Source organism: Maridesulfovibrio ferrireducens (assembly GCF_900101105.1).
GTDB lineage: Bacteria > Desulfobacterota > Desulfovibrionia > Desulfovibrionales > Desulfovibrionaceae > Maridesulfovibrio > Maridesulfovibrio ferrireducens.
In genome coordinates, this window is sequence record NZ_FNGA01000001.1 from 100,506 (window position 1) to 122,017 (window position 21,512).

The 21,512-nt window shown below is 45.7% G+C and carries 23 protein-coding genes; 18 read left to right on the plus strand and 5 right to left on the minus strand.

Features of this window, described 5'->3' with window-relative positions; translation table 11 throughout:
- The first annotated feature begins 23 nt into the window (after positions 1 to 23).
- The 17 genes from glyA to BLT41_RS00485 all read left to right on the plus strand — a co-directional run bounded on the left by glyA (position 24) and on the right by BLT41_RS00485 (position 16,459).
- Positions 24 to 1,262, plus strand: coding sequence for a serine hydroxymethyltransferase (gene glyA / locus BLT41_RS00405; RefSeq protein ID WP_092157186.1), 1,239 nt, complete (start codon positions 24 to 26; stop codon positions 1,260 to 1,262).
- A gap of 123 nt (positions 1,263 to 1,385) precedes the next feature.
- Entirely contained in the window at positions 1,386 to 1,841 is a 456-nt protein-coding gene (locus BLT41_RS00410) for a deoxycytidylate deaminase (RefSeq protein ID WP_092157189.1), read from the plus strand.
- Positions 1,816 to 2,958, plus strand: a complete 1,143-nt coding sequence (ribD, locus tag BLT41_RS00415) for a bifunctional diaminohydroxyphosphoribosylaminopyrimidine deaminase/5-amino-6-(5-phosphoribosylamino)uracil reductase RibD (RefSeq protein ID WP_244512157.1) — start codon at positions 1,816 to 1,818, stop codon at positions 2,956 to 2,958. The genes BLT41_RS00410 and ribD overlap by 26 nt, the downstream gene beginning before the upstream one ends.
- Positions 2,959 to 2,969: 11 nt before the next feature.
- Positions 2,970 to 3,635 (plus strand): riboflavin synthase, encoded by a 666-nt coding sequence (locus tag BLT41_RS00420; RefSeq protein WP_092157190.1) that lies wholly within the window; start codon positions 2,970 to 2,972, stop codon positions 3,633 to 3,635.
- A gap of 220 nt (positions 3,636 to 3,855) precedes the next feature.
- Positions 3,856 to 5,076, plus strand: coding sequence for a bifunctional 3,4-dihydroxy-2-butanone-4-phosphate synthase/GTP cyclohydrolase II (locus tag BLT41_RS00425; RefSeq protein WP_092158758.1), 1,221 nt, complete (start codon positions 3,856 to 3,858; stop codon positions 5,074 to 5,076).
- A gap of 12 nt (positions 5,077 to 5,088) precedes the next feature.
- On the plus strand, positions 5,089 to 5,559 hold the full coding sequence (ribH, locus tag BLT41_RS00430; RefSeq protein ID WP_092157191.1) for a 6,7-dimethyl-8-ribityllumazine synthase: 471 nt from the start codon (positions 5,089 to 5,091) through the stop codon (positions 5,557 to 5,559).
- A 182-nt stretch (positions 5,560 to 5,741) separates the two neighbouring features.
- Positions 5,742 to 6,203 carry a transcription antitermination factor NusB gene (gene nusB / locus BLT41_RS00435; RefSeq protein ID WP_092157192.1) on the plus strand — a complete coding sequence of 154 codons (462 nt, stop codon included), beginning with the start codon at positions 5,742 to 5,744 and terminating at the stop codon, positions 6,201 to 6,203.
- A 70-nt stretch (positions 6,204 to 6,273) separates the two neighbouring features.
- Complete coding sequence (gene leuS, locus BLT41_RS00440; RefSeq protein WP_092157193.1) at positions 6,274 to 8,772, plus strand: leucine--tRNA ligase; 2,499 nt, start codon at positions 6,274 to 6,276, stop codon at positions 8,770 to 8,772.
- A gap of 86 nt (positions 8,773 to 8,858) precedes the next feature.
- The gene (gene lptE / locus BLT41_RS00445; protein WP_092157197.1) at positions 8,859 to 9,365 is read left to right on the plus strand and encodes an LPS assembly lipoprotein LptE; all 507 of its coding nucleotides are present in this window, start codon (positions 8,859 to 8,861) and stop codon (positions 9,363 to 9,365) included.
- Between the two features lie 112 nt (positions 9,366 to 9,477).
- Complete coding sequence (holA, locus tag BLT41_RS00450) at positions 9,478 to 10,464, plus strand: DNA polymerase III subunit delta (RefSeq protein WP_092157198.1); 987 nt, start codon at positions 9,478 to 9,480, stop codon at positions 10,462 to 10,464.
- A gap of 245 nt (positions 10,465 to 10,709) precedes the next feature.
- Positions 10,710 to 11,387 carry a RadC family protein gene (gene radC, locus BLT41_RS00455; RefSeq protein WP_092157199.1) on the plus strand — a complete coding sequence of 226 codons (678 nt, stop codon included), beginning with the start codon at positions 10,710 to 10,712 and terminating at the stop codon, positions 11,385 to 11,387.
- A 28-nt stretch (positions 11,388 to 11,415) separates the two neighbouring features.
- Positions 11,416 to 11,688 (plus strand): acylphosphatase, encoded by a 273-nt coding sequence (locus BLT41_RS00460; protein ID WP_092157200.1) that lies wholly within the window; start codon positions 11,416 to 11,418, stop codon positions 11,686 to 11,688.
- Between the two features lie 148 nt (positions 11,689 to 11,836).
- Positions 11,837 to 14,356 (plus strand): endopeptidase La, encoded by a 2,520-nt coding sequence (gene lon, locus BLT41_RS00465; RefSeq protein WP_092157201.1) that lies wholly within the window; start codon positions 11,837 to 11,839, stop codon positions 14,354 to 14,356.
- A gap of 167 nt (positions 14,357 to 14,523) precedes the next feature.
- Entirely contained in the window at positions 14,524 to 14,772 is a 249-nt protein-coding gene (locus BLT41_RS00470; RefSeq protein ID WP_092157203.1) for an FmdB family zinc ribbon protein, read from the plus strand.
- 31 nt (positions 14,773 to 14,803) lie between these two features.
- The gene (gene hemC / locus BLT41_RS00475; protein ID WP_092157206.1) at positions 14,804 to 15,736 is read left to right on the plus strand and encodes a hydroxymethylbilane synthase; all 933 of its coding nucleotides are present in this window, start codon (positions 14,804 to 14,806) and stop codon (positions 15,734 to 15,736) included.
- A complete protein-coding gene (locus tag BLT41_RS00480) occupies positions 15,705 to 15,986 on the plus strand; it encodes a helix-hairpin-helix domain-containing protein (protein ID WP_244512158.1) in 282 nt (93 codons plus the stop codon). The genes hemC and BLT41_RS00480 overlap by 32 nt, the downstream gene beginning before the upstream one ends.
- Positions 15,987 to 16,234: 248 nt before the next feature.
- Complete coding sequence (locus tag BLT41_RS00485; RefSeq protein WP_092157209.1) at positions 16,235 to 16,459, plus strand: hypothetical protein; 225 nt, start codon at positions 16,235 to 16,237, stop codon at positions 16,457 to 16,459.
- Positions 16,460 to 16,569: 110 nt separating this feature from the next.
- Here the strand turns inward: BLT41_RS00485 and selD are convergent, their stop codons facing one another.
- Together selD and cobT are read right to left on the minus strand one after the other, a co-directional pair.
- On the minus strand, positions 16,570 to 17,613 hold the full coding sequence (gene selD / locus BLT41_RS00490) for a selenide, water dikinase SelD (protein ID WP_139167309.1): 1,044 nt from the start codon (positions 17,611 to 17,613) through the stop codon (positions 16,570 to 16,572).
- Positions 17,614 to 17,636: 23 nt separating this feature from the next.
- Positions 17,637 to 18,716, minus strand: coding sequence for a nicotinate-nucleotide--dimethylbenzimidazole phosphoribosyltransferase (gene cobT, locus BLT41_RS00495; protein WP_092157218.1), 1,080 nt, complete (start codon positions 18,714 to 18,716; stop codon positions 17,637 to 17,639).
- Between the two features lie 84 nt (positions 18,717 to 18,800).
- Here cobT and BLT41_RS00500 point away from each other — a divergent pair, with 84 nt between their 5' ends.
- Positions 18,801 to 19,634 carry a WcbI family polysaccharide biosynthesis putative acetyltransferase gene (locus BLT41_RS00500; protein WP_092158760.1) on the plus strand — a complete coding sequence of 278 codons (834 nt, stop codon included), beginning with the start codon at positions 18,801 to 18,803 and terminating at the stop codon, positions 19,632 to 19,634.
- Between the two features lie 34 nt (positions 19,635 to 19,668).
- Here BLT41_RS00500 and BLT41_RS00505 read toward each other — a convergent pair whose 3' ends face one another.
- The 3 genes from BLT41_RS00505 to pyrR are packed head-to-tail and all read right to left on the minus strand — an operon-like array spanning position 19,669 to position 21,413.
- Positions 19,669 to 20,268 carry a hypothetical protein gene (locus tag BLT41_RS00505; protein ID WP_092157219.1) on the minus strand — a complete coding sequence of 200 codons (600 nt, stop codon included), beginning with the start codon at positions 20,266 to 20,268 and terminating at the stop codon, positions 19,669 to 19,671.
- Between the two features lie 24 nt (positions 20,269 to 20,292).
- Positions 20,293 to 20,829, minus strand: a complete 537-nt coding sequence (thrB, locus tag BLT41_RS00510; RefSeq protein WP_092157220.1) for a homoserine kinase — start codon at positions 20,827 to 20,829, stop codon at positions 20,293 to 20,295.
- Positions 20,830 to 20,873: 44 nt separating this feature from the next.
- Positions 20,874 to 21,413, minus strand: a complete 540-nt coding sequence (pyrR, locus tag BLT41_RS00515; protein ID WP_092157221.1) for a bifunctional pyr operon transcriptional regulator/uracil phosphoribosyltransferase PyrR — start codon at positions 21,411 to 21,413, stop codon at positions 20,874 to 20,876.
- Positions 21,414 to 21,512: the final 99 nt, after the last annotated feature.

The following is a 21,512-nucleotide window of genomic DNA, read 5'->3' on the forward strand; positions in this document are numbered from 1 at the left end:
CCGTCAAACTCTTGGAGCTTGTCATGGAAGAACTAATGATGAAAGATCCGGCTGTAGCCGCAACCATCGCCCGCGAAGTAACTCGCCAGATGACCGGCCTTGAACTTATCGCTTCGGAGAACTTTACCTCCACCGCGGTTCGTCAGGCAATGGGCAGCGTTATGACACATAAATACGCTGAAGGTTATCCTGGCAAACGTTATTACGGCGGTTGCGAGTTCGTTGATCAGGTTGAAGATTTAGCACGCGACAGAGCTAAAGAAATCTTCGGCTGTGAATATGTCAACGTTCAGCCTCATTCCGGTTCACAGGCCAATATGGCTGTATATTTCGCTGCGCTTAAACCCGGCGATACTGTCCTCGGTATGGATCTTTCTCATGGTGGACATCTTACCCATGGAAGCCCGGTAAACTTTTCAGGTAAACTTTTTGATGTACACTTCTACGGAGTGGACCCTGAAACTAAAACTATCAACTATGACAACGTCTTGAAGATTGCTAAAGAATGCAAACCCAAGATGATCATAGCCGGTGCAAGTGCATATCCCCGTATTATCGATTTCGCCCGCTTCCGTCAGATTGCTGATGAAGTAGGAGCTGTCCTCATGGTTGATATGGCTCACATTGCAGGACTTATCGCCGCAGGCGTTCATCCTTCCTGCATCGAGCATGCACACTACACAACCACTACCACTCACAAGACCCTTCGCGGGCCTCGCGGCGGTATGATTCTTTCCAGTGAAGAAAATGCAAAAGCACTGAACTCCAACATCTTCCCCGGAATTCAGGGTGGACCGCTGATGCACGTAATTGCAGCTAAAGCAGTTGCTTTCGGTGAAGCTCTTTCTCCTTCATATGTTGAGTACCAGAAACAGGTTGTTGCTAATGCTCAGGCTTTAGCCGGACACCTCACCGGAGCAGGTTTTGAACTTGTCTCTGGCGGAACCGATAACCACCTTATGATGGTCGACCTGACAAACAAGAACATCACCGGCAAAGATGCTGAGATTGCTCTTGATGTAGCAGGAATCACCGTCAACAAGAACACCATTCCTTTTGAAACTCGTTCCCCGTTCGTCACTTCCGGAATCCGTATCGGAACCCCGGCTTTGACAACAAGAGGAATGAAAGAAAAAGATATGGAAAACATAGCATGCTGGATTACCGCTGCTATCGGTTCCATCGGCAACGAAACTAAACTTGCCGGAATACGTAAAGAAATCGCTGACTTCGCAAAAGATTTCCCATTATTTGCTTATTAGTAAATATTGGAAATCAGCTGATATTCAGCTGAAGTCTTAAATTACATATCAAATTCATTGACATAAAGGCGGATTCGGGAGTTATTCCGAATCCGCCTCAGCTTCAAAAGCAGGGTGCTTCCCATGGATAATAGACTTCCTTGGCCTGAATATTTTATGCGCATAGCGCATCAAGTTGCGGAACGTTCCACATGCATAAGACGCAAAGTCGGTGCTATTGCGGTCAAAGATAAACGAATCCTTGCCACCGGATACAACGGATCTCCCTCCGACATAGCACATTGTATCGATATAGGCTGCCTGCGTGAAACACTCGGAATACCTTCCGGGCAACGTCACGAACTCTGCCGAGGTTTGCACGCTGAACAGAATGTCATCATTCAGGCTGCTGTTCACGGTATCAAACTTAAAGGCTGTGAAATCTACTGCACCACTCAGCCCTGCCTCATCTGCACAAAAATGCTTATCAATACCGGCGTAACAGCTGTATATTTTTCAGAAAGCTACCCTGACGAATTATCTGAAGCCATGTTTAAAGAAGCCGGAGTAAAGTTTGAACTTCTGCAGTTCGACATTTAATTCATCTGAACAGTTCATGGCTCGCGCCGTGACTCTGGCCTTGCGCGGCAGGGACCGCACAGCACCCAACCCGACGGTTGGAGCTGTCATGGTTCGTAACGGGCATATTGTCGCCGAAGGCTGGCATCATTACTGCGGAGGACTGCACGCAGAACGCGAGTGCATAGCCGACGCAATCAGTAAAAATGTGGACATGACAAAATGTACCATGTTTGTAACTCTTGAGCCATGCAACCATTTCGGCAAAACACCTCCCTGTACCGAAGGAATAATTGAAGCCGGAATTCCGCACATTGTCATAGGTACAAGAGATCCTAATCCGAAAGCTGCCGGTGGACTTGAATTCCTCGAATCCAAAGGCGTTAAAGTTGAAACCGGCGTGCTTGAAGAACAATGTCTCGACCTCATCTCCGACTTCCTGCTCTGGCAGAATAACGACCGTCCATATTCAATTTTAAAACTGGCCTCGACAATCGATGGTAAAATCGCCGGAACAACAGGCAAGCAGGAAGCTGTATCCTGCCCTGACTCTTTCGCTGATGTACAAAAACTTCGTGCCATGGTCGGTGCAGTTCTTATCGGCGGCAACACCCTGCGCGAAGATAATCCGTCCCTCAATTGCCGACTTGAGATCAAGCCGGAAAATTTTGTGCAGCCTAAAGCCGTGGTTGTAACTACCAGACTTCCCGAAAATCACGACGAATTCACACTGACGACAACACGCGCCAAAGAAACAATTTTCTGGACAACCGCAGAACAAGCCTCCTCTGAAACAGCAAAAGTGCTTATTAATAAAGGTATTGAAGTTATAGGTCTTCCCTGTGACGAAAAAGGACTTATCTTTAAATGCGGATTCAAATTTTTGCGCGAAAAACACGAAGTGCTCCGTACCCTCTGCGAAGGCGGCGGAAAACTGGCTTTATCACTTGCCGAGCAAGGGCTGATTGATGAATTCGTAATGTATCAAGCGCCGCGCATTCTGGGTAACACACTCGGAAGACCTAATTTTGCAGGATCAGATAGACAGTTTATGGAAGAGGCCCTTAATTTCAGGGTCAACCGTGTAGAACAAAGCGGCTTGGATTTAAAAATAGTTTTCAAACCCGCTGATAGATAAAGGACCAATAAATGTTCACCGGACTTATTCAGGGTAAAGGTTCTATTGCAAAGGCTGAAAATAGGGGGAAAGAAACCCGTTTTACAGTTAATGCCCCTGATATTAAAGATTATGCAAAAGGTGAGTCCATCGCTATAAATGGAGTTTGCCTCACAGTTGAAACTTTCAGTGACAGCTGGTTTTCATGTTACGCAAGTAAAGAAACCATGGACTGCACCAATCTCGGCAGCTTAAAACCGGGATCTAAAATCAACTATGAGCGGGCACTGGCTATGGGTGACAGACTCGGAGGACACATCGTCAGCGGACACGTTGACTGTATAGCTTCTGTGGAATCTGTGCGCCCTGCCGGAGAATCCCAAATATACAAAATCAAATTTCCGGCTGAACACGGACCTTTCGTTGTACCTAAAGGGTCCATCGGACTGGACGGAATAAGCCTTACAGTGAACGACTGCGGTCCTGATTTCCTTGAGGTCAACATCATTCCTGAAACTCAGGAACAGACCACAATTTCAGACTGGAAACCGGGATACCCCGTTAATATGGAAACAGATGTTATCGGCAAATATGTTCAGAGAATGCTGGGACCATGGACCGGTCAATCCGGATCGGCTAAATCCAATAGTCCGGAAAGTAAGTTAACTATGGATTTTCTCCAAAAAAACGGTTTTTAAGACCGTTTATAGAACAGACTATTGCCATCAGATGATAATTTAAATTTAAAAACATGTTTTATCTCTTTTTAAGCACCTAATATAAAAAGATATTTAAACATAAAAAAACATATTTCACCCTTTTTGTTTTTTAAGGTAAGAAGACTTCTCCTGTTCGTAAAAATTGAACTGGGAAAATATAATGAACTGCTCCGAGATGCCGGAGCATGAGGATATCAAAATGCCTTTCTGTACAATTGAAGAAGCGATTGAGGATCTCCGCGCAGGTAAAATGGTCATCATGGTCGATGATGAAGATCGTGAAAACGAGGGTGATCTCGTTTGTGCAGCGGAAAAAGTAACTCCTGAACTCATCAACTTCATGGCCACTCACGGCAGAGGTCTTATATGCCTCTCCATGTCCGGTGAAATGGTTGATGCTCTCAAGCTCCCGCTGATGGCTCAGAACAACGACTCTCAGTTCGGAACTAACTTCACGGTTTCCATCGAAGCCCGTAACGGCGTAACAACCGGTATTTCCGCGCAAGACAGAGCTACAACAATTTTGGCAGCAGTCGCTGACGATGTCCAAGCTGACGACATAGTTTCTCCCGGTCATATCTTCCCTCTCCGGGCTAAAGATAGCGGAGTTCTTGTCCGCGCAGGTCAGACTGAAGGCAGTGTAGACCTTGCTCGTCTGGCAGGCCTCAAACCTGCGGGTGTCATTTGTGAAATCATGAAAGATGATGGAACAATGGCCAGACTCCCTGATCTTAAAATTTACGCAGAAAAACACGATCTTAAAATTTGCAGCACCGAAGATCTCATCAAATACCGCATGAAATTCGGCAGCCACACCGTAAAACGTCAAGCTGAAGCAGAACTGCCTACCCGCTGGGGTGATTTTAAAGCTGTGGCTTTCCATTCCACTGAAGACAACCGCACACATATAGCATTGATTATGGGTGAACTTGATCCCAAAGAACCTACTTTGGTCAGAGTCCACAGCGAATGTTTAACTGGTGACGTTTTCGGATCAATGCGTTGCGATTGCGGAGATCAGCTTTCTGCAGCAATGTGCATGATCCACAAAGAAGGCAAAGGCGTTTTCCTTTACATGAGACAGGAAGGACGCGGAATCGGCCTCGGCAACAAAATCAAAGCCTACCATCTTCAGGATCAGGGTTGCGATACTGTTGAAGCAAACGAAAAACTCGGATTCAAAGCTGACCTTCGTGAATACGGTACAGGCGCACAGATTCTGGTACAGCTCGGAATTTCTAAAATGAAGCTTATGACCAACAATCCTAAAAAGATTGTAGGTCTTGAAGGATACGGACTTGAAGTAACCCAGCGCGTTCCGATTGAAATGGATGCGTGTGAAGTTAATTTAAAATATCTCAAGACTAAAAAAGAAAAAATGGGCCACCTTCTGACTCACTTGGATGACAATAAGAAATAACGGAGACGGGACATGCATCATATCAAAACTATCGAAGGACAGCTTGACGCAAAGAATCTTAAAATTGCTCTGATTGCCGGACGTTTCAACGACTTTATCGTTGAAAGACTCGTCGGCGGAGCTGTTGATTACCTCGTGCGTCACGGTTGTGACAGAGCAAACATCACTTTGATTAAAGTTCCAGGCGTGTTTGAAATGCCCGTTGTCACCAAAAAAGTTGCAGAAACAGGCAAGTACAACGGAATAACTTGTCTCGGAACTGTTATTCGTGGTGCAACACCTCATTTTGATTATGTTTGTAGCGAATGCGCGAAGGGAGTTGCTCAGATAAGCATGGACAACAACCTGCCCATCGGATTCGGAGTCCTTACTTGTGACACACTGGAACAGGCTATCGAACGTGCCGGTACCAAAGGTGGAAACAAAGGTGTTGAAGCTGCTTCTGCGATGCTCGAAACCATCAGGGTTATGGAGCAGATCTAAGCAACTTATTTTAAGCTGCTACAGCCTTCATATGGCTGTATTCTTTAAGAATATCCACATGGGCAGCCGGACTCCGGTTAAAATCGGAGACCGTTTGCCCATTGTGTTGTTTTAAAAACAATTTAATTGTATCTTACGGACACGGCGCAAGTGCGCCTGAACCGACAGGATTATAAAGTCAGATGTCCCAGACAAAAGGTTTACGCAGAAAAGGCCGTATTTTAGCTTTTCAAGTTCTCTACGGCATTAGTTTTGTCCCCCCTCACGGTGGCTGGACATGTGAACGTATATACAACCAGAGCCCGGCAGTTACCAGGGAAACAGATGAAGACCTCATTCTGTACGCCCGTGAACTTCTGCTTAATGTTTGGAATACGCTTGAAGAATTAGACGAAATCATCTCAAAGTACTCGAAGCACTGGAAGATTGAGCGGATAGCTAAAGCTGAACTCGCAATCCTCAGACTCTCCGTATATGAGCTGCTCTACAAGGCGGATATTCCCCTTAAAGTAGGCATCAACGAAGGGATTGAACTTGCTAAGAAATTCGGTGATGACAATTCACGCAATTTTATCAACGGTATTCTCGATGCTGTGGCTCGCGATATAGACAGCGGAAAATTTTCAGTTACTAAAAAATTCTGATTAAAAACATCCTTTCAACGGGAGCATGTCGTTTTTCCGCTCTCATAAAAGACTAAGCAAGGATTCTACAATGGGCTTCGGGAAATACAACCCAGAAATAATTGAACAAAAATGGCAGAAGGCTTGGGAAGATCAAGGATCTTTCCATGTTGAAACAGACACATCACGCCCCAAGTATTATGTCTTGGAGATGTTTCCGTATCCTTCCGGCAAAATTCACATGGGACACGTGCGTAACTACTCCATCGCTGATGTAGTTGCCCGTTATAAACGAATGAAGGGATTCAACGTCCTTCATCCCATCGGTTGGGATGCTTTCGGTCTGCCTGCAGAAAATGCGGCGATCAAAAACAACACCCATCCGGCAGAATGGACCTATGCCAATATAGATGACATGCGTACTCAGCTTTCACGCCTCGGTTATTCCTATGACTGGAGCCGAGAAATGGCGACCTGTCATCCCGGATATTATAAATGGGAACAGCAGTTTTTCCTGGATTTCCTGAAAAAAGGTCTGATCTACCGCAAAAAATCTCCAGTTAACTGGTGTGAAAACTGTAATACCGTTCTTGCAAACGAACAGGTTGAAGACGGTCTTTGCTGGCGTTGCGAAACTCAGGTTGAGCAGAAGGAACTTTCCCAGTGGTTCATGCGCATCACCGATTACGCAGAAGAACTCCTTGAAAGCCTTAACAAGCTTGAAGGCGGATGGCCGGAAAGAGTTCTGACCATGCAGCGTAACTGGATCGGTAAAAGTGTCGGTGCTGAACTTGATTTTGAAGTTGCCGACAGCGATGACACAATCAGCGTTTTCACCACCCGTCCCGATACACTTTACGGTGCGACTTTCATGTCTCTTGCCGCTGAACATCCCATGGTGGAAAAACTCATCAAGGGCAAAGCTGAAGCCGACAAGGTACGTGAATTCGTAACAAAAGTTTCAAACATTGATCGCATTGTTCGTTCCGCTGACGACCTTGAAAAAGAAGGCGTATTTACCGGCGCGTACTGTATCAACCCGCTTAACGGCGCAAAGATGCCGATCTATGTGGCAAACTTCGTGCTCATGGGTTACGGAACCGGCGCAGTAATGGCCGTCCCCGCACACGATCAGCGCGACTATGAATTTGCTAAAAAATATGACTTGCCGATACAGGTTGTAATTCAGCCTAAAGGTGAAACTTTAACTCTCGATGAAATGACAGAAGCTTTCACCGCGCCCGGAGTTCTGGTTAATTCAGGTGAATTCGACAATCTGCCCAACGACGAAGCAAAGAAAGCCATTGTTGATTACTTAGGCAAGAGCGGCAAAGGCAAAAAATCTATCAACTATCGCCTGCGTGACTGGAATATTTCCCGCCAGAGATTCTGGGGTTCTCCTATCCCGGTTATCTACTGTGATCATTGCGGAATTCAGCCTGTCCCTGAAGAAGATCTTCCAATTATTCTGCCGGAAGATGCGATTATGAACGAAGATGGACGCTCTCCACTGCCGCAGATGGAATCTTTCATCAACACAATCTGCCCTAAGTGCGGAAGACCTGCCGAGCGGGAAACCGACACAATGGACACCTTTGTTGAATCGTCATGGTATTTCCTGCGCTATACTGACGCGCGCAAAGACGACGGAGCTTTCAACCGTGACGCTCTGGATTACTGGTTGCCTGTCGATCAGTATATCGGCGGAATTGAGCACGCTATTTTGCATCTGCTATATGCCAGATTTTTCACTAAAGCCCTGCGTGACGAAGGTTACACAGGCCTTGATGAACCTTTTGCAAACCTGCTCACTCAGGGAATGGTACTCAAAGACGGCGCCAAGATGTCAAAATCCAAAGGCAACGTTGTTGACCCCAAAACCATGATTGAAAAATACGGAGCAGATGCAACAAGACTTTTCATTCTGTTTGCTTCGCCTCCTGAAAAAGATCTCGAATGGAGTGATCAGGGACTGGAAGGAGCTTCCCGCTTCTTAAACAGAGTCTGGAGACTTGCTGAAGCCTTGGAAGACGTAGTTTCTCCGGTCGGCTCATGCGCCTCTCCCGAAGGAATAAATCTTTCCTCCGAAGCGAAAAAACTTCGCCGGAAAGAACACGAAACCGTCAACCGCGCAAGCCGTGACATGGAAAACAAATTCCAGTTCAACACGGTAATTGCCGCGACAATGGAACTCGTCAACGAAATGTACGCCCTTAAGGAAACACTCGTTGAAACCGACGGCGGTAAATTTGCTTTGTCATCAGCTTTCAGCACTGTCCTTACTGTGCTGGCTCCCATAACTCCGCACATGTGCGAAGAACTCTGGGAAATTCTTGGTTACAAAGGAAGCGTTGCTGAAGCCGCATGGCCTGAATATGATGAATCTGCACTCGTCACTGACGAACTGCTTATCGTCATTCAGGTAAACGGAAAAATGAGAGCAAAACTCTCTGTTCCCGCTTCCGCCTCAAAAGAAGAAATTGAAAAAGAAGCTCTTGCCCACGAAAATGTTGTTAAAAACATCACAGGCAAGACCGTCAGAAAAGTGATCGTTGTTCCGGGTAAACTGGTCAACATCGTAGCTAATTAGTTTATTATTGCGGGACGGTTTTTGCCGTCCCGCATTTCCACTTTAACAGCAACCCGCCGAACGCGGCTTACAGGGAAACCCTCAGAATGATCGCCATTAACACCGTAAAACGACTCTTATTACTTCTATGTCTCGTTTTCTTCGTCAGCGGATGCGGTTATCATAATTCTGCGAGCGAACCTAACAGACTGCCTGAAGCGTTCCGGGAAGTTGCTATAGCTGAAGTGACCAACCCAACTCTTGAACGCTGGCTTGAACCTAAAATCAGATCCGGCCTCAGAGATGAAATCACACGCCGCGGACAGCTCACATGGGTTGAAAAATCAAAAGCAGAAGCACTTTTCAACATTAGAATTGTAAGTTATTCAAATGGCAGCCGCGTGCTCGGTGACAAAGACAAAACTCTGAAATATGACGCGACCCTCAAAGTCCAAATGAAAGTAGTTGATGCCGCTGACGGTCATCTCATCTGGAATTCCGGCAATGTTGAGGTTACGGAATCCTATTATACCGGACAGGAAGATGCTACAGATCAGCTAGTCGTAAAGCTTCTGATCCGCAGACTTGTCGACCGCATGAATCAGGCTTACTAATTCAAAAATTTCTCTGCAAAATAGATCTGTATCCGTCGCAAAATCTTTGTGACGGATACAGTTAAACCAGTAAAAAACAATAAATCAGAAGCAACACTTAAGCAGGATAAACATGTCCAGACCGGGATACATTTTTCTCACCTGCCCTGATGCGGAGCTGCTCCATAACCGCATTACCGAAATTCTTGAAAGTAACAAAGCTTCTGATTTTGAAAAAAAAGTATATTGGGCTGACGACGAACTTCCTTCACAATTCTGGGACGACCTCACTCTCCAGACCCTTTTCGGTTCCAGCAAAGCTATAATCTTAAGGCGTGCCCACACTCTTAAAGTTGCTACATGGAAAACTCTCGACAAAGCTCTATCATCTCTTTCAGAGTCTTCTTTTCTATTCTTATGCCTTGAAGGCAAATGGGATAAAAAAGGCGCTCCTGTCCCTGCCGTCCTAAAAAAACGCAACTGCTGGAAATATGCTGAAAAGCAAAAATGGTTCTGGAACTCCGCAGGACTTGATGAAAAATCCATTACAGGATTCGTTAATAAATGGTCTGCACAAAATTCCATCATAATGGATAATGCGGTCAAACACGCCCTGACTAAAGCTTTACCCAAAGACGCACGAGCAGCGAAACTCGAACTTGATAAGCTGGAACTTGCTGCCGGACCTGAGAAAAAACTACTCATGGATCACTTGAGTCTGATAGCTTTTTCCGAAGAGATGAATTTTTTCGAGTTTATGAGTTCCATGTCACAGGGCGGCGACCCTGTAGAAATATGGAGACGTGTTCTAACAAATCACATGGAAAAAGATTCCATGATCTTTATGCTTACCGCATCTCTTACCCGTGAAGCCAGAGCCTTATGGATGATGCTCCACGGAGAGGACTCCTCTGTGAGACTGCCTCCCTTTGTTAAAAAACAAAAAGCAGCGCTCGCTCAGCGCATAGGTGCGGCCCGCATCGCAAAAATTTTCGACATCGTTATGGAAGCTGAAATAGGAATTAAAACAGGAAACCGCAGACCTGATCAGGCTCTCGAACTTCTTGTAGCCGCGCTCACAAATCTTTTTGCAATACAGCCTTCAAATCGGCGAAGATAACCTTTCCCCTCACTTTCTGTCCAAAAAACACATTATTTAACGCCAAATGATGTTTTTTTATCAAAATAAGCCAAAATCCCTACTCACGCAGGTTGATTTGCCGCGCCATCCGGTTTATCTCTTAAAAATAGATATCAGCGTTAAAAACATTAATTTCATGCTTTTTACACCTTTTTTTAATGTTTTTACTCTTTTTACATACTTTTTAACTATACGACTTGCCAAAGCAGACTTACTATCTATTTATGAATGACAAACCGCACTACCATGGACACCGTCAAAGGCTTAAAGAGCGGCTTTGCGTTAATTCACAAAATCTGGCGGACTATGAGATTTTAGAACTTATGCTCGGTCAGGTGCTTCCAAGGCAGGACACAAAACCTATAGCCAAAGAGTTACTTTCAGAATTCGAAACTCTGGGCGGGGTTTTCAAAGCTTCGGATGAAAGGCTTAAAAATATCAAGGGTGTCGGCCCCGGAGTTTTAACTTTTTTTACACTTCTTCGTGAATTCTGGGCAAGAATGGCCGAAGAACCCATGTTTGTTCAAAGTGCACTTTCATCACCAGACACGGTTTCAAAGGCAGCGATGGCCAGAATTGGAAATTTAGCGATTGAACAATTTTGGGTAGCACTGGTCAACAATGGTAATAAAGTGATATGCTGGGAAAAGCTTACGGAAGGAACAGTTGATAAAACTGCTGTCTTTCCCCGCGAGATAGTTGCTCTGGCACTCAGAAACAACGCGAGCGGAGTTATCCTGGCCCATAATCATCCCGGAGGAGACCCTTCGCCGTCTCCTGAAGACCTTGCAAGAACTATGGAAATTGCATCGGCTTGCCGGGAACTTGAAATACGTCTGCTTGATCATGTTATTGTCACCGCAGACAGATTTTACAGTTTTATGGAATCAGGACGATTATAATTCCACCTCAAGCCAAAAGGAGAGCTCGATGATTAGAAGTTATCATTGTGTTGTTACCGGTAAGGTTCAAGGCGTTTTCTTTCGTTCATGGGTTAATGATCAGGCGGTAGCACTGCACTTAGGCGGCTGGACTCGCAATTTAGACGATGGGCCAATTGAAGTTCTGCTTCAAGGCCGTGAAGCCGATATTGCAGAAATGAGAACAAGGCTTCTTGTCGGTCCTCCTTTGTCACAGGTTACAGACCTTAAATGCAATTGGATCGACTACGACAAAAAGCATGATTCATTTGAAATTAGGTAATTTGGTAGCCAACGGGATTTTTTTGCTAAGTTTCTGAAATGCATTTTATAGTATACTTTTTCAGCCTCTTACTTAGAGATATGAGGCTGAAAAAGTATGCTCTTTATATAGTTAAATAAATAACCACTTTTGACATAAGGATCTTCCGTTGAAAAAAAAGAAATCCCCGATCAAACCTCTCAAGCTGCGTAAAAAAGACAAAGCTGGTTCAATAAAAAATATTAAGGCGACAAAAATATCTGATGCCGGAAACAATCAGGGACTGAATAAACCGCCTGTTTCTCCCCTGAATGTTCTTCATGACGCAGCTGATCTGTTGGACGATGCAGGGAATATTTCTGAAAACGTACATACAAACATTCCTACAACTCTTCCAGTTTTGGCAGTACGCGATATAGTTGTATTCAACTACATGATTCTGCCTCTGTTTGTAGGCCGTGAAAAATCCGTCAACGCGGTTGAAGCTGCAATGACCGGAGACCGCTATGTACTGATTCTCACACAGGAAGATGAAAGCATCGAAGCGCCTGAACATGACGATCTTTATACAACCGGAACAGTCTGTATGATTATGCGCATGCTCAAAATGCCTGACGGCAGACTGAAAGTGCTGGTACAAGGCGTATCAAGAGCTAAAGTAAAAAGATTTATTGGTTCCGAACCGTTCCATATTGCTGAAATAGAGACCATATCTGAAGCAGAAGCGGGAGCTGTTTCCTCCGAACAGGAAGCACTGGTCAGATCTTCACGCGAGCAAAGTGAAAAGATTCTCTCACTGAGAGGCATTTCTTCCACCGACATTATGAGCGTGCTCAATAATGTTAATGAACCGGGAAGACTCGCCGACCTCATCGCTTCCAACCTTAGAATGAAGGTTCCTGTTGCGCAGTCCATCCTCGAGTGCGAAGAACCTGTCGCGCGCCTAACTCTGGTCAACACACAACTTACTCAGGAAGTTGAAGTTGCCTCCATGCAGAACAAGATTCAGAACAGAGCCAAAGAAGGCATGGATAAAGCTCAGCGCGATTTTTATCTGCGTGAACAGCTCAAGGCCATCAAGGGCGAGCTTGGAGAATCTGCTGACGAAGCGGAGGAAATGGACGAAATCAGAAAGGCAATTAAAAAAGCTAAAATGCCTAAAGATGTGCGCGTTGAAGCGGAAAAACAGCTCCGCCGTCTTGAAGCAATGCACCCTGATGCATCCGAAGCCACCGTTATCAGATCTTATCTTGACTGGATGACTGAAATACCTTGGAAAAAACAGTCACGTGACCGCCTCGACATCAAAGAAGCCAAACGAATTTTAGATGAAGATCATTACGATCTCGAAAAAGTAAAAGAACGTATCCTTGAATATTTGAGTGTCCGCAAATTAAACCCTGCGATGAAGGGTCCTATCCTTTGTTTCGTAGGCCCTCCCGGTGTCGGTAAAACGTCACTTGGACGATCAATTGCGCGAAGCCTGCAACGTAAATTCCACCGTATGTCCCTCGGTGGTATGCGCGACGAAGCGGAAATTCGCGGCCATCGCAGAACCTACATAGGTTCCATGCCCGGACGTATCATTCAGGGAATGAAACAATGCGGAACTCGCAATCCGGTTGTAATGCTGGATGAGATTGATAAACTAGGTTCAGATTTCCGAGGCGATCCTTCTTCCGCACTGCTGGAAGTTCTCGATCCTGAACAAAATTTCTCTTTCACCGATCATTACTTAAACGTTCCTTATGATCTCTCGAAAGCAATGTTCATTTGTACTGCCAACGTTCTGGACTCTATCCCCCGTCCTCTTTTGGACCGCATGGAAGTTATCAGGCTTCCCGGATACACTGAGCACGAAAAGGTCAAAATCGCCCGTCGTTATCTTCTTTCCCGTCAGGCAAAGGAAAACGGACTCGGCGAAGATGAACTGGTTATGGACGATGAAGTTTTAGCTAAGATTATTAAAGAATACACCCGCGAAGCAGGTCTTAGAAATCTTGAGCGCGAAGTAGGCAGTGTCTGCCGTAAACTGGCCCGCAAGAAAGCCGAAGGCGAAGAAGGCCCGTTTGAAGTAACTATAGATAATCTTGAGAAATTACTGGGAATCCCCAGATACCTTGAAGATGAAAGAGAACACATACTGCCTCCGGGCGTAGCAGTCGGTCTTGCGTGGACTCCAGTGGGCGGAACAACCCTGCATATTGAAGTCTCAGCCATGCCCGGTAAGGGTAAGCTGCTCCTGACCGGACAGCTTGGCGATGTAATGAAAGAATCTGCGCAAGCCGCAGTATCCTTTGCCCGTCGCCATGCGGATGAATATGGAATCAGCCCTAAGTTCCACGAAGAGCAGGATCTACATATTCACGTTCCTGACGGCGCAACTCCGAAAGACGGACCTTCTGCCGGTGTTACACTGGTAACGGCGCTTCTTTCCGCGCTCACGAATACTCCGGTTAATCCGGAACTTGCGATGACAGGTGAAATCTCTTTGCGTGGACGCGTTCTGCCCGTTGGCGGAATCAAAGAGAAAATCCTTGCCGCTGTATCTCTCGGAATGAAACGGGTTCTTATCCCGTCACAGAATGTGAAAGACCTTGAAGATATTCCAGACGAACTTCGCAGCATGATCGAAATTACCCCGATCGAAAGAATAGAAGAAGTATGGCCGATAGCTAAAATGAAATAGCATTGGTATTTAATTGCCTTAAATTAAACGCGGCTTACCTACAGGTAGGCCGCGTTTTTTTATTGCATTTCTCAGAACCGGACTTATATGGGTTCAAGACATTGCCCACCCGACTGTTTTGGGCTATGCAATTTTCTCCACTATACTTTCAAAACATGGAGTAATTCATGCCAATATACGAATATAAATGCGCGGACTGCGGAAAAGAGTTTGAAGAGCTTGTCTTTAAACGTGACGAATGTCCTCCCTGCCCCGAATGTAAATCAGAAAAAACCGGAAAGCTTATTTCAGCCTGCAAGTTCAAAAACGGCGGAGCTTCGGACTCAAGAGATACGGGAGCATCTGCCCCATCTTCGTCCTCATCAGGCAGCGGCTGTGCAGGATGCTCCGGTGGCAACTGCTCCACTTGCGGTTAATTAACTAATTTTTAAATAAAACGGCGGCACAATGAGAAAAATCACCATCGCGACCCGCGGAAGCAAACTTGCTCTCTGGCAGGCCAATCATATTTCGGACCTCCTTCGTAACGAATATCCCGGTATCGAAGTTCAGTTGCTCAAGATAAAAACCAAGGGCGATATAATTCTGGACGTTCCACTTGCAAAAGTCGGTGGCAAGGGTTTGTTTGTGAAGGAAATCGAAGAAGCTCTGCTCGCTAAAAAAGCCGATCTTGCAGTACACAGCATGAAAGACGTGCCGACAGAACTGCCTGAAGGACTTGAAGTTGGGATCATCCCGCCGAGAGAAGCTGAGACAGATTCCCTGCTCTCCGTCAAATATGATTCACTTAAAGACTTGCCGATTGGCGCGGTTGTCGGAACAAGCTCCCTGCGCAGACAGTCGCAGCTCCTCACCCTGCGTAGCGACCTCAAGATTGAATCACTACGCGGAAACCTTGATACCCGTGTAGGCAAACTTCTCGCTGGCAAATTTGACGCCATTGTTGTTGCCACAGCAGGTATGAACAGACTGAATCTCACCGCCCCTAAAAGCGAAATACTCGGCCCTCCTCGGTTCCTACCGGCAGTGGCTCAGGGTGCACTCGGAATCGAATACAGAATTGAGGACACGGAAATTCAGGATATTCTCGGATTCCTTCACCATGAAGAAACTGCGCGGCAGGTTCGTGCTGAACGCGGTTTCCTGACCGGCCTTGACGGCGGTTGTCAGGTTCCCATCGCAGCATGGTCTGTGCGCGAAGGTGACAATATTAAACTAACCGGATTTGTAGCGGATATCGACGGTAGCAGTCCTATCAGGCTCGAAAGAACCGGCCCCGCAGATGAAGCTTGGGATCTTGGAATGAGCCTTGCTGATGACGTTCTTGCTGCCGGAGCCAAAGAGATTCTTGATCGCGTCTATGACAAGTGCAAAGCCTGATATCCTGAAAAGTTTCCGCACCCTGCCCGGGGTAGGTAAATCAATTGCCGAAGATCTCTGGGATATGGGTTATCGCTCCCTTGATGAAATGAAGAGGGAAGATCCGGAAACCATGTATCTCCGGCTTGAAGAATTAGCCGGAAAGCATGTGGACCGTTGCATGCTTTATGTTTTCAGGTGCGTTGTCTACTGCGTCAATAACGAACAACGCGACCCGCATCTCGAAAAATGGTGGAGTTGGAAAGACTGATTATTTCTACCTTACCTAAATATAATTTTAAGCCCGAAATCTTTTGCATTCAATATAATGCATGGATTTCGGGTTTTTTATTTTAAAAACAAAATAAATTGTGTGTCAAAACGACAACCATGTTAAATCGTTAATCATATATATTTAGTCCACATCTTAAGTTTTGAGGGTCTCAACCGATAAGATTATTAAAGGGGAAACATTTACTAATGCATTCTACTTATAACTTCCACGGACGGAGGTCTTAAATGACTAACTCTCTAGATTTGACACAAGTGGCTCAGGCCCCTCCTCAAAGGGAAACAGAAAATCTGGCTAACACGATGAAGACGCTGCAACGCAAGAGACTGCATAGACAAGCTTTTGCCGATCCTTCCATGCACCGCGAGCTCGTAAAGATTGAATCCTCGCCGGTATATAATGCCAGCGGAAATCTAATTCAGGCTGTAACTTCCAGCCACGGCAGTGCATAACTTTCAGGACCTCCTCCATGCGACTTTAAGACTTACTTATCTATGATTAAAGCGCGAACCTGCATAACAGATTCGCGCTTTATTATTTCTATAAATAGCAACAGGCAGGCTTATCCGATTCTGAGGCGCCCTCGCTTCTTATCAAATGAAACAACCTGCCCCACATGCTCGGCTAAGTCTCCAGCTTCAAGCAACATGTCCTTAGCCTGCTGTAGCTGAGCCGCAGGAACAGCTAAAATTAATCCGCCCGATGTCTGAGCATCAAAAACAAGATCAGTCTTAATCAGATCCGCGCCTGCCGCAGTTTCCACCTGTGAACTGCAAAAATTGCGATTGGCAAAACTTCCGGCCGGAATCAAGCCCATGGATGCAAGATCAATAACATCATCCATGAACGGAACTTTATCCAGCCACAACTCAACAGCTACGCCGGAGGCATCAGCCATTTCAAGAACGTGACCGCCCAGACCGAATCCTGTGATGTCCGTAGCCCCTTTAAGGCCGAGTTCACGAATTACCCTTCCACCCGCGATATTCAAACGGGATGCCCACTTATAGACATCCTTTTCAAAGCGTTCAGCGCCGTCCCAGTCGGCCTTTAAGGCTGTTGCCAGCACACCTGTCCCAAGAGGCTTGGTCAGAAGTAACTGATCGCCTTCCCGCAATCCTTTATTCGAAGCAAACTGGTCTGGGTCAACAAAACCTGTGACGGAAAGACCATACTTCATTTCGTCATCTTCAACACTGTGACCGCCTGCGAGAACAGCTCCGGCCTCACGGGTTTTATCCATACCGCCTTTGAGGATTTCGCGCAGAATCTCGCCGCCCATTTTTTTCATGGGATAACAGACGATGTTCATCACAGTCCAAGGCTCACCGCCCATTGCGTAAACATCAGAAAGAGAGTTAGCTGCAGCAATCTGCCCGAACCAATACGGATTATTTACAACAGGTGTAAAAAAATCCACGGTCTGAACAAGAGCTTTGCCCGCAGGAAAAGACACTATGGCGGAATCCTCATTCCCCCCCAGTCCGGTCAGCAGACGTTCGTCTTCCACAGCCAACCCTTCAAGCACCTGCTCCAGGTCCCCCGGAGCAATCTTGGCGGCTCAACCCGCGGATTTGACAGTCTTGACCAGTTCCCAAGCGGACATAGTCATTCTCCTTTCAGTAAAAATTAGTTACCGGAATCAACTCCGGCATCATCAAATGTCGCCATATCATTATAAATATTAGCCGCTGCCCGAAGCATAAACATGCTCAATGCGGCTCCTGAACCTTCACCTAAGCGCATATCAAGGTGCAATAAAGGCTTTCTGCCGAGAGCTTTTACAACTCCAGCATAACCAGGCTCTGCGGACGCATGACTCAAAACAGAATAGCCACCGACAGCGGGACAAAGCTTACACGCGACAGCATACGCGGCTGTTGAAATAAAACCGTCAATACAAACCATCTGCCTGTTCTTTGCGCCGCCGATAATCAGTCCTGCAAGAGCGGCAATCTCATACCCGCCCAAGGCTGCCAGAATAGAAAGAGAATCACCAGCTTCAATAACAGCTTTATTCGCCGACAGCGCGCGATGTATTACTCCGGTTTTCCTGATCACGCCTTCGGCATCTATTCCGCCACCGGGTCCCGTCACAGATTTTGGATCAAGTCCGAAAAAAGCGCAATAAAGAGCTGTGGAAGGCGTAGTATTTGAAACGCCCATCTCACCGGTTCCAAGAGTATTTATACCTTCACGGTGAGCCTCATCCGCCAGATCAATACCAAGGAACACAGCCTTTAAGCAATCACCCTCAGTCATGGCAGGGCCTTTAGAAATATTTGCTGTTCCGCAATTGATTTTGCGCTGAATCAAACGGGGATGCTCTGGAAAAGTTCCGCCCATACATCCGGCATCAACCACCACAAGCTCTACGCCGGAAGTCGTTGCAAGCACGTTAATTCCAGCTCCGCCTCGAAGAAAATTTTCTACCATCTGACGGGTTACTTCCTGCGAAAAGAAACTCACATTTTCGGCATTAACACCGTGATCTCCGGCAATTGCATATATACGCGCCGGATCAGACTTTGGTGGATTACCGCCGGAAGCCATATACATCTTGACCGCAAGGTCTTCAAGCCGGCCAAGACTGCCTATCGGTTTAGTCAAATTATCCAGATGAGCGCGCGCAGATTTCTCAAGCGCAGGATCAACTGCTGCGACTTTTGAAATTACCGCTTCTAAGTCTGTTCTGGAATAATTTTTCATATATTTTGCCTTGAAGTAATCATAAGGGAAGAGGGTTATCTTTATTGTGCTATCATAATGGATTATGCTAATCTGTGTTCCATAATGAAAAGGAAAATCTGCATATTACAGGCGAACTGCCAAGGTGAACCTATTGAAAACCTTTTGAACTTAAGTTCTAATTTTACGGAAACTTATGAGGTTCACCGTTTCACCAATTATATAAGAGAGCCGATCCCCGATGAGCTTCTCACAAAATGTGATCTTTTTCTGTACCAGCATCTTGCCGAAAATTGGGGAGAATTATCCTCGGCAACCCTTCGCAACAAGCTGAAACCTGAATGCAAAACCATCGCCTTTCCAAGCATGCTTTTTATTCACTACTGGCCGCTCTGGTCCGGCAAAAAAGGATTCGACTACCCAGATACTTTTCTGGAGTCTCTATTTGAAAGAGATCTCAGCGAATCTCAGATTCTGCACCTTTTCCTGAATGCCAAGCTCACAAAAATATACGATTTCGATTCAATCATTGCTAAATCTGAAAAAATAGAAAGACAAAAAGAAACCTACTGCTCTACAAAATACGTTGATTTCATCCTTTCGAATTACAAACATAGAAAACTTTTCAATACAATAAACCACCCCGGAAAAGAGCTGCTGCTTAACACGGCAAACGGGGTTCTGTCCGAACTCGGTTTCTATGAACTTGGAACAGGGCTTACTGAATCAGTCGCTGACCCGTTCCCCGATTTTGAACAACCTATCCATCCGCAAATCGCAGAGTATCTAGGCTTGGAATTCTGCGGACCTGACACACGCTACCATGTATACGGAGCGGACCTGACCTTTAAAGAATACGCCATACGCTATATAAAATGCCGCCGAATGGGCATGGAAGATTTCATAGGATTTCTGCAAGCTACGGCTCGTAACCGCTAACACTGAAAAAACTATTTAGCGAAATCACCCAATCTTATTTCTTATTCAAATCAGGCGGGCCCATGACTATCATCTCAGCTAGAGTCAGATCTACTTTGGGCATAGTCTTGATTTTGTTGCCGAGCAAAGCCATTTCAAGCCCTACTAAATCTCTGTAAAGCGGGGTTCTATCAAGAACCGGCACATTCTCCATATTTTCTGTGAGAGCCTGACACTTAAAACATCCGGGGAAAGCATGCTGCTTGCCATTCGGCTGACGTAAAGTATTCACAACTCCGTGCATACGGCAGATCATGAGGCGATGTTTGTAAACTCCGCAAAGACCGTTATCATTCAAGGGGCACAGAATCTTGGGACGTACTCCGGTTTCGAGCATGGCACGAGAGCCGCGCACGTAATCCTCAGCCCGCTGCACGTATTCACTTCTTTTTTCTTCAGTAAGCAGGTTTAACCCCTGCCATAGGTACAGCCATTCAACATATGTATGGTGCTGAAAATAACTGGTACAGCAATTGTCTTCACAATTTTCACACGAAAGACCGATACGTGCGGAAGTATCTGCATAAACGGAGGCCATGCGTTCATAAAGGGAATCAAGTTTACGATAAACGGCTTGTCTTGTAATTTTTTTCATGAATTATTAAACCCTAACTTACTTTTATTCTTGTATTGATTTCAACCACTGGAAAATTTTCTCAGCACATTCATCAGACGAAAATTTATCTGTATCTACCGTAAAATCAGCATAACGCGCATAAAGAGGGACGCGTTCATTGTATAGACTTTCAAGACTTTGATCTGGCTTTATAGCAAGCCCACGACCATATCCCTCTCCGACCCGCTGAAGGCAGGTTTTGCATTCCATGCGTAGATAAACAACAGGCCCGAGACTTTTAAGCCTTTCCATCGCTTTTTCACCGTAAACAACGCTCCCTCCAGTGGAAACGACTGTTCTGAGAACTCCGAGGGTGGAAAGTATTTCTTCTTCGGCCTTACGGAAATCTGCAAGACCCAGATAATCAACAATATCCTGCAACGGTTTACCGTAAAAAGACTCAACGACTTGATCGGTATCGATAAACTGCCAATCTAATTTGGCAGCAAGAAGCGGTGCAAGAGTGGACTTACCGGCTCCGGCCATGCCTATAAGGCTGACTGCGCATCCATCTGAAAAAACTAATTCCCTGTCACTCATATAGAAACGGACCTTCCGGTTTTAATACAATTTTTAAGCGGAAATTATTCAGGTAAAAGAAGAACAACTTTATCCTCATCATCACGTTCTTTCACCAGCACATTTACATGCTGATCTTCACCAGTCGTAACTTTTTTACCCACATAATCAGCGCGAATTGGCAGTTCGCGATGCCCACGATCAACCAAAACAAGCAATTCAACTCTGCGTGGCCTGCCGAAATCCAAAACAGCTTCAAGGGCAGCGCGGACTGTTCTTCCAGAAAAAAGAACATCGTCAACCAGAATAATTGAAGTTCCTTCTATCTCAAAAGGAATCTCTGTACAATTAATGCTTGGCTGGCGACTCAGATTTGTCCAATCATCACGATAGAGATTGATATCAAGCTTACCTAAGGGTATTTTCCTACCAAGCCGCTCGTCCAGCAACTCTTTAAGCCTTTGGGCTAAATCTGCACCTCGGCGCTGAATACCTATAATAGCAAGCTTTTCGCAATCACCTCGGCGCTCTGTAATCTCAGAAGCGAGTCTATCAAGGGTGCGAGTCATATCTACTTCTGAAAGGACAATCTTTTCTTTTTGCATATTACTCCGCCTTAAAGAGGTTGAGAATTATTATCAAAGCTGTTTTAATCTTTAAACGAGACTCCCCGTCGGGAGTAGCTATAAAAAATGTAACCGGGT

What these genes read in the sequence shown, in the direction of transcription:
- BLT41_RS00485 (WP_092157209.1), top strand. Translation starts at nt 16,235, where the DNA reads ATGACTAACTCTCTAGATTTGACACAAGTGGCTCAGGCCCCTCCTCAA.
- holA (WP_092157198.1), top strand. Translation starts at nt 9,478, where the DNA reads ATGTCCAGACCGGGATACATTTTTCTCACCTGCCCTGATGCGGAGCTG.
- cobT (WP_092157218.1), bottom strand. Translation starts at nt 18,716, where the DNA reads ATGAAAAATTATTCCAGAACAGACTTAGAAGCGGTAATTTCAAAAGTC.
- hemC (WP_092157206.1), top strand. Translation starts at nt 14,804, where the DNA reads ATGAGAAAAATCACCATCGCGACCCGCGGAAGCAAACTTGCTCTCTGG.
- glyA (WP_092157186.1), top strand. Translation starts at nt 24, where the DNA reads ATGGAAGAACTAATGATGAAAGATCCGGCTGTAGCCGCAACCATCGCC.
- BLT41_RS00505 (WP_092157219.1), bottom strand. Translation starts at nt 20,268, where the DNA reads ATGAAAAAAATTACAAGACAAGCCGTTTATCGTAAACTTGATTCCCTT.
- leuS (WP_092157193.1), top strand. Translation starts at nt 6,274, where the DNA reads ATGGGCTTCGGGAAATACAACCCAGAAATAATTGAACAAAAATGGCAG.
- BLT41_RS00410 (WP_092157189.1), top strand. Translation starts at nt 1,386, where the DNA reads ATGGATAATAGACTTCCTTGGCCTGAATATTTTATGCGCATAGCGCAT.
- pyrR (WP_092157221.1), bottom strand. Translation starts at nt 21,413, where the DNA reads ATGCAAAAAGAAAAGATTGTCCTTTCAGAAGTAGATATGACTCGCACC.
- ribH (WP_092157191.1), top strand. Translation starts at nt 5,089, where the DNA reads ATGCATCATATCAAAACTATCGAAGGACAGCTTGACGCAAAGAATCTT.
- BLT41_RS00470 (WP_092157203.1), top strand. Translation starts at nt 14,524, where the DNA reads ATGCCAATATACGAATATAAATGCGCGGACTGCGGAAAAGAGTTTGAA.
- BLT41_RS00460 (WP_092157200.1), top strand. Translation starts at nt 11,416, where the DNA reads ATGATTAGAAGTTATCATTGTGTTGTTACCGGTAAGGTTCAAGGCGTT.
- nusB (WP_092157192.1), top strand. Translation starts at nt 5,742, where the DNA reads ATGTCCCAGACAAAAGGTTTACGCAGAAAAGGCCGTATTTTAGCTTTT.
- thrB (WP_092157220.1), bottom strand. Translation starts at nt 20,829, where the DNA reads ATGAGTGACAGGGAATTAGTTTTTTCAGATGGATGCGCAGTCAGCCTT.
- lptE (WP_092157197.1), top strand. Translation starts at nt 8,859, where the DNA reads ATGATCGCCATTAACACCGTAAAACGACTCTTATTACTTCTATGTCTC.
- BLT41_RS00425 (WP_092158758.1), top strand. Translation starts at nt 3,856, where the DNA reads ATGCCTTTCTGTACAATTGAAGAAGCGATTGAGGATCTCCGCGCAGGT.
- radC (WP_092157199.1), top strand. Translation starts at nt 10,710, where the DNA reads ATGAATGACAAACCGCACTACCATGGACACCGTCAAAGGCTTAAAGAG.
- BLT41_RS00500 (WP_092158760.1), top strand. Translation starts at nt 18,801, where the DNA reads ATGAAAAGGAAAATCTGCATATTACAGGCGAACTGCCAAGGTGAACCT.
- BLT41_RS00420 (WP_092157190.1), top strand. Translation starts at nt 2,970, where the DNA reads ATGTTCACCGGACTTATTCAGGGTAAAGGTTCTATTGCAAAGGCTGAA.